At 67.3% G+C, this 12,885-nt stretch carries 10 protein-coding genes; 6 read left to right on the forward strand and 4 right to left on the reverse strand.

All coding sequences use genetic code 11. The annotated features are described in order from the left end of the window. The first annotated feature begins 31 nt into the window (after window positions 1-31). Window positions 32-367: a histone-like nucleoid-structuring protein, MvaT/MvaU family gene (locus tag M8R19_RS32720; RefSeq protein WP_116424510.1), complete on the forward strand. Its 336-nt coding sequence runs from the start codon at window positions 32-34 to the stop codon at window positions 365-367. 290 nt (window positions 368-657) lie between these two features. Here M8R19_RS32720 and M8R19_RS32725 read toward each other — a convergent pair whose 3' ends face one another. The 3 genes from M8R19_RS32725 to M8R19_RS32735 are packed head-to-tail and all read right to left on the reverse strand — an operon-like array spanning window position 658 to window position 3,681. Next, window positions 658-1,467: a family 1 encapsulin nanocompartment shell protein gene (locus M8R19_RS32725; RefSeq protein WP_249920083.1), complete on the reverse strand. Its 810-nt coding sequence runs from the start codon at window positions 1,465-1,467 to the stop codon at window positions 658-660. Beyond that, entirely contained in the window at window positions 1,460-2,524 is a 1,065-nt protein-coding gene (locus M8R19_RS32730; protein ID WP_249920084.1) for a Dyp-type peroxidase, read from the reverse strand. The genes M8R19_RS32725 and M8R19_RS32730 overlap by 8 nt, the downstream gene beginning before the upstream one ends. Then, window positions 2,521-3,681, reverse strand: a complete 1,161-nt coding sequence (locus M8R19_RS32735; protein ID WP_249920085.1) for an NAD-dependent formate dehydrogenase — start codon at window positions 3,679-3,681, stop codon at window positions 2,521-2,523. Before M8R19_RS32735 ends, M8R19_RS32730 begins: the two co-directional genes overlap by 4 nt. A gap of 1,370 nt (window positions 3,682-5,051) precedes the next feature. Here M8R19_RS32735 and M8R19_RS32740 point away from each other — a divergent pair. The 4 genes from M8R19_RS32740 to M8R19_RS32755 all read left to right on the forward strand — a co-directional run bounded on the left by M8R19_RS32740 (window position 5,052) and on the right by M8R19_RS32755 (window position 10,577). Then, window positions 5,052-5,450: a hypothetical protein gene (locus M8R19_RS32740; RefSeq protein WP_084302072.1), complete on the forward strand. Its 399-nt coding sequence runs from the start codon at window positions 5,052-5,054 to the stop codon at window positions 5,448-5,450. A gap of 40 nt (window positions 5,451-5,490) precedes the next feature. After that, a complete protein-coding gene (locus tag M8R19_RS32745; RefSeq protein ID WP_074983863.1) occupies window positions 5,491-5,907 on the forward strand; it encodes an organic hydroperoxide resistance protein in 417 nt (138 codons plus the stop codon). A 107-nt stretch (window positions 5,908-6,014) separates the two neighbouring features. Continuing rightward, the gene (locus M8R19_RS32750) at window positions 6,015-8,882 is read left to right on the forward strand and encodes an ATP-binding protein (protein ID WP_249920086.1); all 2,868 of its coding nucleotides are present in this window, start codon (window positions 6,015-6,017) and stop codon (window positions 8,880-8,882) included. A 255-nt stretch (window positions 8,883-9,137) separates the two neighbouring features. Beyond that, the gene (locus M8R19_RS32755; RefSeq protein ID WP_249920087.1) at window positions 9,138-10,577 is read left to right on the forward strand and encodes a catalase; all 1,440 of its coding nucleotides are present in this window, start codon (window positions 9,138-9,140) and stop codon (window positions 10,575-10,577) included. Window positions 10,578-10,627: 50 nt separating this feature from the next. On the opposite strand, the gene M8R19_RS32760 is transcribed toward M8R19_RS32755, so the two are convergent. Beyond that, complete coding sequence (locus tag M8R19_RS32760) at window positions 10,628-11,377, reverse strand: creatininase family protein (protein ID WP_249920088.1); 750 nt, start codon at window positions 11,375-11,377, stop codon at window positions 10,628-10,630. Between the two features lie 255 nt (window positions 11,378-11,632). Between M8R19_RS32760 and M8R19_RS32765 the strand changes: the two genes are divergently transcribed. Continuing rightward, a complete protein-coding gene (locus M8R19_RS32765; RefSeq protein WP_502943052.1) occupies window positions 11,633-12,868 on the forward strand; it encodes an MFS transporter in 1,236 nt (411 codons plus the stop codon). Window positions 12,869-12,885: the final 17 nt, after the last annotated feature.

Raw genomic sequence — 12,885 nt, forward strand, 5'->3', positions numbered from 1 at the left:
CCCGTACAGATACCGATAACGGAGCCTTGCGATGAAAGACGATAAAGATTCAGTCCGTGACGACGCCGCCCAGGAAAACGACGCCGAACTCGACAACCAGGCGTTCGTGGAATCGCTCCGCGAGCTGATGGGCGAGTACGACAAGACCCTGGAGGACGTCATCGAAATTCTCGAGACCGATGCCGACTGGATCGCCAACGGCGACCAGGCCAAGGGCGTGAAATACCAGAAGATCCGCGCCCGCAAGGTCTACCGCAACCCGCACACCGGCGAGACGGTGCGGACCAACAACCGCGACCACAAGACGCTGCTGGGCTGGAAGGACGCCTATGGCGAGGAGGTCGTGGAGTCCTGGATTCTCAGCTAGCTCGCATTGATGGGTATCGCTTCGCTCAACCCATCCTACGAAGAGCGGGCCACGCAGCCCCATACCTACGCTACTCCATGCAGGAGCGCGCCCTGCGCGCGAAATCGCGGGCAGGGCCCGCTCCTACAGGTGGGTTCGGTGGGAACATGTGTAGGGCGCATAACCGTTCGCGGTTATGCGCCGCCGTCCGTGCCACCGAGGTGTCCGGCGTGGGCGATGAACCCAATCGCGGACGGAGTCCGCTCCTACGCCCGTGCTTCCTGGAACGTAGGAGCGGACTCCGTCCGCGATTATCCTTTTTTCCCCGGCGTCAACACCACGCTGGCCTCGCTGGTGAGCACCCGGAAGGTGAAGGTCTCCAGGAAGTACAGCTCCACGCTGGTCGCGCTGTGGCTCGTATAGCCGATGGAGATGTCCTGGCCGATGTCCAGCTCGAAATCCCCGCCGCGCGTGCTGAGCACGAACCCGCCTTCCAGCGCCGGGGCCCAGATGATGCCGCCGTCCACCTGCTGCTCCATGTGGTGGAAGACCGGGTAACCCTCGTCGCTGCCGCCACTCGCCGCGGTATAGGCGTCCGCGCCCAGCACCAGGGCATAGGGGCCGTTGACGCCGGCCAGGCGCAACTGGCTCAGCGCCTGCGCCACGGCGCCGGAGTAGCCGCGCACGTTGGCCGGCAGCACCACGCCGGCGTTGCTGCTGGCCTGGCGGATGCCCTGGATGCCGGCCGCGGCATAGCCGTCGAACACCGCGCGGTCCTCGGCGAAGGCCAGCTTGCGGGCGGCGTCCTTCAGCGGGTCCCAGTCCGAATCGTCCGAACCGCGCTCCACGTCGTCGATCGCCTGGCGGCTCAGCTCGAAGGGCACGCGCAGCTCGACGATCGCCCGGGCATCGCGCTGGGCGGCCTGGATACCCTCCGCCGGGGCCTGCAACGCATGCAGGTGGCCGGTGCCCACCGCGGACAGGCCGAGGCCGCCCGGCGGCGGCACGTCGACCACGCGGCGGGCCGCGAGGTGGCGCTTGAGGGTGCGCGTGGCCTCTTCGTCGATCTGGGCCCAGGCCTTGTCGGAGATGGGGGCGAGTTCACGGTGGAGGTTATTCATTGCCTGCTTCCTTTAGTGAGCCAATGCCGAGGGAGCCGTCGCGGGGCGCCAGCGGGGGTACGCCGTCCTGCGCGGGGAGGGCAGGGGCGGCAGCTACGCTGGCGTCCGGGGTTACGTGTTCGAGAAAACTGGCCGAAGGCACGAAGAACAGGCTGCCGGTCACCGCGCGGCTGAAGTCCAGCAGGCGGTCGTAGTTGCCCGGGGGCAGGCCGATGAACATGTTCTCGAGCATCCGTTCGATGCGTCGCGGCGAACGGGCGTAGCCGATGAAATAGGTGCCGAACTCACCCTTGGCGATATCGCCGAAGGGCATGTTGTCGCGCAGGATTTCCAGTTGTTCGCCGTCTTCGATGATCGTGGTCAGGGCGTTGTGCGCATTGCTCGGCTTGACGGCGTCGTCCAGCTCTATGTCGGAGAGCTTGTGCCGGCCGATGATCCGTTCCTGCTCGGCCACCGGCAGCGCGTTCCACTGGGCCAGGTCGTGCAGGTACTTCTGCACGATGACGTAGCTGCCGGCGACGAAGTTCTCGTCCTCGCCGGCGATCAGGGTGGCGTCCAGCGCGGCCTGGCCCGCCGGGTTCTCCGTGCCGTCGACGAAGCCCAGCAGGTCGCGGGCATCGAAGTAGCTGAAGCCCTGCACCTCGTCGGCGGTGGCCACGGCGTCGCCGAGGCGGGCCATGATCTGCGTTTCCAGCTCGAAGCACAGGTCCATGCGCTCGGCGCGGATGTGGAACAGCAGGTCGCCCGGGGTGGACACGGCGTGGTGCGCGCCCTGGATTTCGCGGAAGGGGTGCAGCTCCCGCGGCCTGGGCTGGCCGAAGAGACGGTCCCAGGCCGCCGAGCCGAAGCCCATGACGCAGGACAGCAGCCCCTGCGGGGCGCGGAACCCGATGGCCCGCAACAGGCCGGGCATGTCGGCGCACAACGCGCGCACGGCGGTTTCGCCGGCCTGGCCGGGGTTGATCGTCAGCACCAGGAAGATGGCGGCCCGGCTCAGCGGGGCGGTGACCGACTGGGGAACGGCTGTGGACACGCGGTGCTCCTCTTGCAGGCTCATTTCAACTGGTAGGACCGGGCGCCGGTGCCGGCGAGCGCGCCGCCGTCGACGATCAGGTATTCCTCGCGGATCGGCTGGCCGGCGAAGTGGCTCTGGAGAATCTCCAGGGTGCCCGCGGCATAGCGGGCCTGGGCCGAAAGCGAGGTGCCGGACATGTGCGGCGTCATGCCGTTGAACGGCATGCTGCGCCAGGGATGGTCCGCCGGCGCGGGCTGCGGGAACCAGACGTCGCCGGCATAGCCGGCGAGCTGCCCGGATTCCAGCGCGCGCACCACGGCGTCGCGCTCCACCAGCTTGCCGCGCGCGCAATTGATCAGGTAGGTACCGCGCTTCATCCGGGCGAACATGGCGTCGTCCAGCAACCCCTCGGTGGACGGGTAGAGCGGCACCTGCAGGTTGACGATGTCGACCGCCGCCACCAGCGAGGCGACGTCCGCGTGGTAGGTCAGCCCCAGCTCCGCCTCGATGGCCGGGGCCAGGCGGTGGCGCTGGGTGTAGTGCAGGTGCAGGTCGAAGGGCTTGAGCCGGCGCAGCACGGCCAGGCCGATGCGCCCCGCGCCTATGGCGCCGAAATGCAGGCCCTCGATGTCGTAGCTGCGCGCCACGCAGTCGGCGATGTTCCAGCCGCCGTTGCAGGCGATCTCGTGGGCGGGCAGGTAATTGCGCACCAGGGCCAGCACCATCATCACCACGTGCTCGGCGACGCTGATGCAGTTCGAGCCGGTGACCTCGGCGACGGTGATGCGGGCCGCCGCGGCCGCAGCCAGGTCGACGTGGTCGGAACCTATGCCGGCGGTGACCGCGAGCTTCAGCCTGGGCGCCTTGGCGATCCGCTCGGCGGTCAGGTAGGCGGGCCAGAACGGCTGGGAAATCACCACCTCGGCCTCGGGCAGCCAGCGCTCGAACTCGGAGTCCGGGCCGTCCTTGTCGCTGGTCACCAGCAGCTCGTGTCCCGCCTGTTCCAGGTAGGCGCGCAGGCCAAGCTCGCCGGAAACGCAGCCCACCAGCTCGCCGGGCGTGAAACCGAGCGGCGGCTGGGGCGAGGGAGCCGTCTGCCCATCGGCGTAGGCATCGATGTGCGGAATGTCGCTGCGCGCATAGCGGGGAGGGTAGCCGGCCAGTGGATCGGGGTAGAGGACACACAGCACTTTGGCCATGGACGGAATCTCCTCATATCGTGCGCCCGCGCGAATGCGGACGGCCAAACTTCCCGGTCGACGACTATTGGCCTGCGACAGCGAGGAAGATCATTCAGTAAAGTTCATGTTCCTTTCGCACGCCAATGCTTCGAAGACCGCCGGGGGAATAAAAACCGGAGTCTTTCTGTCGGTCGGAGAACATGAGGATTATTGATGGGGTGGTTGTATTTATTCGAAGCCGATGATTCGGAAGATTCGCCGAAGAGCATCTGCGGGGCATCTTTGTGGATATGAAGGATGAGAATCGATGGAGCCCGGATACTTGGTTCCGGCATCTGTATTAAATGTAGCCGCAATAAAACGATGTAATGCATATGCGGTGGTTCAGCAAAGGTGCTCCAGCCTGGCTCCGCTCCCTCACCCCAGCCCTCTCCCGGAGGGAGAGGGGGCCGTTTGGAGTGGGTGGATAACGCAGCGTCAGCCGGGAGGTGCGTAGGGCGTATAACCGTTCGCGGTTATACGCCGTTGGCCGGCGCGCCGATGCCCTTCATGGAACTGTAGGAGCGAGCTTGCTCGCGAACAGTGGTTACCGGTGACGTAGGTGTTGGGTTCAAGAGCACCCTCTCCCCAGCCCTCTCCCTGAAGGGAGAGGGGGCTGTCCTGAGCCGCCGGAAAATCCTGAGTCATCCTGAAACGCCTAACCATCCCCCGTCATTCCCGCGAACGCGGGAACCCAGAGACTTTGGGTTCGCGAGCAAGCTCGCTCCTACGAAAAGCAAAAGCAAAAGCAAAAGCGCGTTTGCTCTTGGACTTCCAGAGAAACATCCGCGCACTCCGAAACGCCCCTTCAGAAGGCCGAGCGAAACCGGCGCTCAGGAGGTCATGCGACATGGATGTCGCGAGAGCCCCGTGGGCTACAGGGACGTACCCTCGGGGCGGGCCTCCGTGGCGGGGGAGTTCGCGAGGGTAGCCCGGCTCCATCGGGCCCATATGTTGGGGCAAGCCTTTTTGGTTCCTTTTGTGGCGTTTGACAAAAGGGACTCGCCCGAGGGGGCGAAACAAAAGACATCCGCAAACTCGGAGCGGCGCGCTACACCGAGCAAGAAGGCAGCTGGGTTCCCGCGTTCGCGGGAATGACGATGTTAGGTTGAGTGCAAGGGCTCACAAACGAAGCCATAACCCCACCCCACATGAAAATGCCGCTTCTCCCATGGAGAGAAACGGCATTTTTCTTAAGTGAACAGCACATTGTGCACGCCTAACAGACGCTAACAGCATATAACGGGCAGCCTTGGCACTCCTGCCCCATCCTCATGAGCAGTCCCTGTCCTCACGCCAAGGCGCAGGACAGTCAATGCAGGGCTGCTTGGGAAAGGGAGGTTGGGCGAATGACTGAAGGTATCGGCTGCATGAGCCTGGCAGGGCGCTGCAGCAATGCGGAATTCGGTGCATTGCTGGCCCAGGCGCAGCAGGGCGGCGGCGAGGCGTCGCCGCGCCTGCTCAAGGCGTTGGTTCCGCTGCTCGTGGCGTTCTTCGAAGGGCAGGTACAGGCCGGCCGGGTGCGCCTGGAGGACCTCGGCGAGGTCCTGCGCGCGACTCTCAAGGCCGTGGATTCACGGCGCGCCAGCTATGACCCCGCCGGCCCTTTCCGTGCCTGGCTGCTCGACATCGCCCGCCAGGAGCTGGGCGAATACCAGCGGCGCGCGGCGGCGCAGGCGCTGTTGCCGAAGGCCGGCCCCGGGCAGCGTCTTTCCCGCACCAGCCGCAAGTGCGCGCGGGTGCTCTGAGTCGCCGGGCCCGCCGGTCATCGTTCGTCAGGAAGTACCGATGCAGTCGATCGAGAAGGTTCTCTACACCGCGCACACCCGCACCCTCGGTGGCCGCGACGGCATCGCGCGCAGCGACGATGGCCGCCTGGACCTGCGCTTTTCGCCGCCGGGCGCGCCGGGCCAGGGCACCAACCCGGAGCAGCTCCTGGCCGTCGGCTGGTCGGCCAGTTTCATCGGTGCGCTGCGGCATGCCGCCAACGCCCGGAAAGTCCCGTTTCCCCCCGATGCCACGGTGGAGGCGGACGTGGACCTGGTGCACGGCGAGCACGGCTTCTTCCTGCGGGCGCACCTGGCCATCTCGCTGCCCGGCGTCGAGGCGGAGCTGGCCCGCTGCCTGCTGGACGCCGCCCGGCAGAGCTGCCCCTTCTCCAAGGCCACCCGCGGCAACATTCCGCTGCTGCTGAGCCTGCGCTAGACGGCCCGCGCAGCCTGTGGCGGCGTGCACACGGCCGCCGTCGCGGGCTTGATCGCCCGCGCAAAACGCCTATCCTCGTAGGATTTCCGAGCCCGAGAGTACTTCCCGTGGAGTCCGTAACGGACGCATTGCACGATTCCTTTGACCCGTCCCTCGAGTTCGGCCCCTTCCGCGTCACGCCCGGCAAGCGCCTGCTCAGCCGCGATGGCGAGCCGGTGGAGATCGGCGGCCGCGCCCTCGACCTGCTCATCGCCCTGCTGGAGAAGCCGGGCCAGGTGCTGTCCAAGCGCGAGCTGATCAAGCGCGTCTGGCCCGACGTGGTGGTGGAAGAGGGCAGCCTGCGCTTTCACATGAACAGCCTGCGCCGCGCGCTCGGCGACGGCGAGCAGGGCGCGCGCTACATCGCCACCCAGGTCGGCGTCGGCTACGCCTTCGTCGCCCCGGTGAACCGGCGCCCGGCCCTGGACGCAGCGCCTTCGGCCGCGCCCGTGGCGCCGCTCGGCGAAAGCGTAGGCGGCCTGCCGCCGCGGGCCAGGCTGTTCGGCCGCGAGGCCGACGTGGCCCTGGTGCTGGAGCGCCTGGCGCAGCCGCGGCTGTTCACCATCGTCGGCACCGGCGGCGTCGGCAAGACCAGCCTCGCCGTCGAGGTGGGCCACCGCGCCGCCGGCGAGCGCCTGGAGCCGGTGCGCTTCGTCGACCTGGCGCAGGTCGAGGATGCGGCGCTGGTGCCTTCCGCCCTGGCCGCCTCGCTGGGCATTCCCGTGCAGGTCGAGGACCCGCTGTTCGTGCTGCTCGCCCACCTGCGCGGGCAGCGGTTGCTGCTGATCATCGACAACTGCGAGCACCTGGTGGATGCGGTGTCCGCCGTCGCCGAGCGCATCGGCGAGGCCGCGCCCGGCGTCGCGCTGCTGGCCACCAGCCGCGAGCCGCTGCGGGTGCGCGGCGAGCAGGTGCACTGGCTGGGGCCGCTGGGCTTTCCCGCCGACAGCGAGGGGCTGAGCCTGGAGCAACTGCTGGCATTCCCGGCGGTGCGGCTGTTCGTCGAACGGGCGAAGGCCGGCAACGCCTCGCTGGCGCTGGAGGAGGGCGACGCCCAGCTGGTCGCCGACATGTGCCGGCGCCTGGACGGCATGGCGCTGCCGATCGAGCTGGCGGCGATGCGCGCCGCCAGCCACGGGGTCAAGGCCACCCACGCCCTGCTGGGCGAACGTTTCTCGCTCGGCTGGGCCGGCTGGCGCACCGCGCAGCCGCGCCACCAGACGCTGCGGGCGATGCTCGACTGGAGCTACGACCTGCTCAGCCCCCCGCAGCGCCTGGTGTTCGACCGCCTGGCGGTGTTCGTCGGGCCGTTCTCGCTGCAGGCGGCCTCGCAGATCGTCGCCGATGCCCGGATCGACGAGCTGGAAGCCGCCGCCACCCTGGACGAACTCGCCGCCAAGGGACTGGTGACGGTCGACCGCAGCGAAACGACGGTCACCTACCGCCTGCTGGAAATGACCCGCGCCTATGTCCGCGACAAGCTGCCGGCCCACGGCGCGGCCGAGATGCACAGCCTCGGCTTCCGCCATGCGCTTTTCTACCTGAAGCTGCTGGAGGGCCTGGGCAGCTCGCCGGAAGACATCTTCGACGGCTGCGCGCGCCTGGCCAGCCAGCTCGGCAACATTCGCAGCGCCCTGGAATGGAGCTTCGGCCCCCAGGGCGACCCCGGCCTGGCGCTGCCCCTGGCGGCGGCCAGCGCGCCGCTGTTCCTGCACTTCTCGCTGCAGGTGGAATGCCGCACCTGGTGTGCCCGCGCCACCGAGCTGCTGGAGCTGGGCTACCACGGCACGCCCACGGAGATGGAGCTGCAGGCCGCGCTGGGCCTGGTGCTGATGTTCACCCGCGGCAACAGCGGCGCGGCGGAAACCGCCTTGCTGCGGGCCCTGGACATCGCCGTGGCGCTGGACGACCGCTGGGCGCAGCTGCGCCTGCTGGGCCGCCTGCAGATCTTCTACGAGCGCATCGGCGACTTCGCCTCGTCGCTGGCCTGGGCCGAGCGCGCGCTGGCGATCGGCGACAGCCTGGGCGAGCCGGAAGCCATCGCCGTCGCCGCCTCGCTGGCGGGGATTTCCCACCACCTGCTGGGCGACCAGCGCCTGGCGCGCCAGGAACTGGAGCGCTCGCTGCGCAACAGCCTGCCTTCCGAGCGCAGCCGGACCCTGCACTACGGCTTCGACCACCACAACCGCACCGGCCTGGCGCTGGCGCGCACGCTGTGGCTGCTGGGCTTCCCGGACCAGGCGCGGCGCCTCGCCACGCAAGTGGAGGCGGAAGCCGCGGAGCTGAAGCACCCGGCCACCTACTGCATCGCCCTGGTGTGGACGCTGTGCATCCACATCTGGAACGGCGACCTGGCGCAGGCCGAGGCGAGCCTGCTGGCCTTCAGCCAGATCGCCCACGCCAATGCCTTTGCCCCATATATGGCGGCCTCGCAGGGCCTGCGCGGGGCCATCGCCATCCGCCGCGAGCAGCCCGGCGGCGCGGTGCCGCTGCTGGAGGAGAGCCTGTCGCGGCTGCAGGGCATGCGCTACGAGCTGCTGACCACCTCCTTCGAGATTTCCCTGGCCGAAGGCCTGATCCTCGATGGGCAATACGCGCGGGCCCTGGCGGTGATCCAGCGCAGCGTCCAGCACTGCCGGCGCAGCGGCGATGCCTTCGCGCTGCCGGAACTGCTGCGGTTGCAGGCCCAGGTGCTCAAGGCGCTGGGCGAGGGCGCCACGGCGGTCGATGCCGTGCTCGACGAATCGCTGGCCCTCGCTCGCCAGCAAGGCGCGCGGGCCTGGGAGCTGCGCGCGGGCATGGACCGCGCGAAGCTGCACCTGGAGCAGGGGCGCAACACGGAGGCGGCGCAGTTGCTCGATGCCTGCGCGCTCAGCGAAGGCTTCGACAGCCTGGACATGCGCCAATTGGCGCAGTTGCGCCAGCGGCTGGGCTGAGGCGGGTAGGGCGCACTCTTCTGCACGTTGCAGAAGAGTGCGCCGTATATAACGAAACAGAACTGTTTACCTTAACTGGCCACTGTATTCATATCCCGCCTGTTTATTCTTTTTTATCCGGCACTGGACGGCTTCGAACAACTTTCCTATTACCGGGCGACACCTTCGTATCATGGTTGGCGGTTGCATAACTTGGTTTGATGGGTTGGCGTTTCCCATTGTTTGTTCATTGCGCCAATCATCCAGGACAAAACCATGAAAAAGCTCACGACAGCCGCTGGTGCGCCGGTGGTCGACAACAACAATTCGCAGACCGCAGGCCCCAGGGGCCCGGTGCTGCTGCAGGACGTCTGGCTGCTGGAAAAGCTCGCGCACTTCGATCGCGAGGTGATTCCCGAACGGCGCATGCACGCCAAGGGCTCGGGCGCCCATGGAACCTTCACCGTCACCCACGACATAACCCGCTATACCAAGGCCCGGCTGTTTTCCGAGATCGGCAAGAGCACCGAGGTTTTCGTGCGCTTTTCCACCGTGGCCGGGGAACGCGGCGCCGCCGATGCCGAGCGTGACATTCGCGGGTTCGCCATAAAGTTCTATACCGAACAGGGCAACTGGGACCTGGTGGGCAATAACACGCCGGTATTCTTCCTGCGCGATCCGTTGAAGTTCCCCGACCTCAATCATGCGGTCAAGCGCGACCCGCGCACCCATTTGCGCAGCGCCGAAAACAACTGGGACTTCTGGACCCTGCTGCCCGAGGCCCTGCACCAGGTCACCATCGTCATGAGCGACCGCGGGCTGCCCCGCTCGTACCGGCACATGCACGGCTTCGGCAGCCACACCTTCAGCTTCATAAGCCGGCAGAACGAGCGCTCCTGGGTGAAGTTCACCTGGAAGACCCAGCAGGGCATCGAGAACCTCACCGACCAGCAGGCCGAAGCCCTGGTCGGCCGGGACCGCGAAAGCGCCCAGCGCGACCTGTATGGCAGCATCGAGGAAGGCCGCTTCCCGCGCTGGACGCTCTACGTGCAGATCATGCCGGAGGCGGACGCGGCGACCTGCCCGATCAATCCCTTCGACCTGACCAAGGTCTGGCCGCACGGCGATTACCCGCTGATCGAAGTCGGCGTTCTCGAACTCAACCGCAACCCCGCGAACTACTTCGCCGAGGTGGAGCAGGCGGCCTTCAGCCCGGCCAACGTGGTGCCCGGCATCAGCTTCTCGCCGGACAAGATGCTGCAGGCGCGGCTGTTCTCCTATGGCGATGCACAGCGCTACCGCCTGGGCGTCAACCATCACCAGATTCCGGTGAACGCGCCGAAATGCCCGTTCCACAGTTATCACCGGGACGGGCAGATGCGCACCGACGGCAACGCCGGCAGCACCCTGGGCTACGAGCCCAACAGCTACGGGCAATGGCAGGAGCAGCCGGACTTCAGCGAACCGCCGCTGGCGCTGCAAGGCAGCGCGGGCCACTGGGACCATCGCGAAGACCAGGACTATTTCTCCCAGCCCGGCGCGCTGTTCCGCCTGATGACCTTCGAGCAGCAACAGGCGCTGTTCGACAATACCGCGCGTTCGATCCAGGGCGCCTCGACGCAGACCAAACAGCGGCATATCGATAACTGCAGCAAGGCGGACCCGGCGTACGGAGCGGGCGTGGCAAGCGCCATCGAACGGCTGGGCCGGGCGTAGTAAAAAGGCCGCGCGCCCGTCCATGGGCGCGCGGCCAGCCCGAAGGGTTTCTAGCCCGGTTTCGCCTCGTCGCCGAAGGCCTGGACCTCCTGCACCAGGCCCTGGGCGGCCAGGGCCACCAGTTGCCGGCCCTTTTCGATGGAGGCTTGCGCCGGGTCCGAACCCATGCGGCCATCCGGGTGACGCGCGCGGAAATCGAGCGCTTCGCGGATGGGGCCCCAGTTGGCGATCCGTGGCGAATACTCGGCGGACTTGATGAAGTCCGGATAGGCCCACTGGGTCACGGCGATCTCGGTGGGCGTGGCGTGGATGCCGTGGCCCGTGGGGAACTGCTCCCGCGCCAGGGCATCGACGCCTTCCAGGTCCCACCAGTTGCACAGCTTCAGGGCGAAGCCGGCGCGGCGCCGGGCGAAACTCGCTTCGGCATAGAGTTCCGAGAAGGCCGCTTCGATCGAGGCGATGTTGCCGCCGTGGCCGTTGAGAAAGAAGATTTTCTCGAAGCCGTGGCCGGCCAGCGAGCGCACCCAGTCACCGATGGCGGCCATGAAGGTCGAGGGCCGCAGCGAGATGGTGCCGGGGAAGCCCAGGTGATGCTGGGCCATACCGATGTTGAAGGTCGGGGCGATGAGGATGTCCGCCAGCTTCTGCGCCTCGCCGGCGATGATCTCCGGGCACATCCAGTCGGTGCCCAGCAGGCCGGTGGGGCCGTGCTGTTCGTTGGAGCCGATGGGGATGACGATGGTGCGGCTGCGTTCGAGAAACTGGCCGATCTCGGCCCAGGTCGATAGATGCAGGAACATCTGGGGGCTCTCCTTGGAAAGGTTCCTGGCGGAACCCGGTGGGGTGGGGTTCGAGGCGCGGGGTCCTGTCTGTAGCGGCCGGGACGTAATATGCTTCCGGCCCAGCATTCGGCGCCGCTTGCGCAGGTCGATCAAAGCACCCGGATGCCACCTCGGCGATTGCACGATGGTGTCGGTCGATACCTTGGTATGCACGCAAGGGTATGGCTGCGTGGAGCACCGCTTCGAACAGTGCGTCAGAAGGAAACAGGCTGCGTGCCCAAGGCTATGAACAACAAGGCTGCAATGGCCCCGTCCCCGTGGGGCGTCGTCGGTCTGTGCATGCTCTTCAACGTGATCGACGGCCTGGATGCGATGGCCATGGCGTTCACCGGCGGCAGCGTTTCGGCGGAGTGGGGGCTGAGTGCGACCCAGCTCGGCATGCTGCTCAGCGCGAGCCTGGTGGGCATGGCCTGCGGCTCGTTCATCAGCCCCCGGGCGGACCGCTATGGGCGCCGGCCCTTGCTGCTGGCGGGCCTTTCGCTCAGCGGCGTCAGCATGTTGCTGTCGTTCTGCAGCCCGAACCACCAGGTGCTGATGCTTCTGCGCATGCTGACCGGCGTCGGCACCGGCGCGGTGCTGGTGGGCGCCAATGTGCTGGCCCATGAATACACCGGAGCGCATCGGCGAAGCCTGGCCATCGCCCTGCAATCCCTCGCCTTCGCGCTGGGCGTGAGCCTGGGCGGCCTGCTGGCGCACCTGTTCAACGAGTGGCTTGGTTGGCGCTACGTGTTTCTAGCCGGCGGCGTGGCCACGCTCGCGGCCGTGGCGGCTGGTGCACTCTGGCTGCGTGAGTCGCCGGAGTTCCTGGCGCTCGACCGGCAACAGAATGCCCAGTTGCGGCTATCGCGAGGCGTGGAATTCCGGCAGCTATTCGCATCTGGCCAGTGGCAACTGACCGCTTCACTGGCCCTGGCGCTATTGCTGCTGATGTTCGGCTATTACTTCGTGATGAGCTGGACGCCGACGTTGATGCTGCACAACGGCTTTTCCGAAAAACAGGGCTCCACCGGCGGGCTGTTGCTGGGCCTCGGCGGCATGCTCGGCGCCTTGCTGGTGGGGCTGGCGGCGAATCGGGCGGGGGGCCGCCAACTATTGTTGGGCCTTCTGCTGCTCAATGCCGTGGTGATGACGCTGCTGGTGCCGGCCAGCCGCGTCTCGCTGCTGGCCATTCCCGTTGGCTTCGGCGCGGGGCTGTCGCTCAATGGCGCCATCGCGGCGCTTTTCATCCTCGCGCCCCAGGCCTTCTTTACCGCGATTCGCACCAGTGGCGTGGGCCTGGTGCTGGCGACCGGGCGCCTGGGGGCGATCCTGTCACCGGCTATCGCGGGGGTGCTGCTCGACGCGCAGTGGAGCACGCAAGAACTGTTCGGCTTCTTCGCCAGCAGCCAGTTGCTGGCGGCCCTGCTGGTCTGGCTGGGCTGCCGGCGGCCGCTGTCGGTCCCGGCCTGAGCCCGGGCGGCGAGGGC

This window comes from Pseudomonas sp. R3.Fl (assembly GCF_023516765.1).
GTDB classification, from domain to species: Bacteria; Pseudomonadota; Gammaproteobacteria; order Pseudomonadales; family Pseudomonadaceae; genus Pseudomonas; species Pseudomonas citronellolis.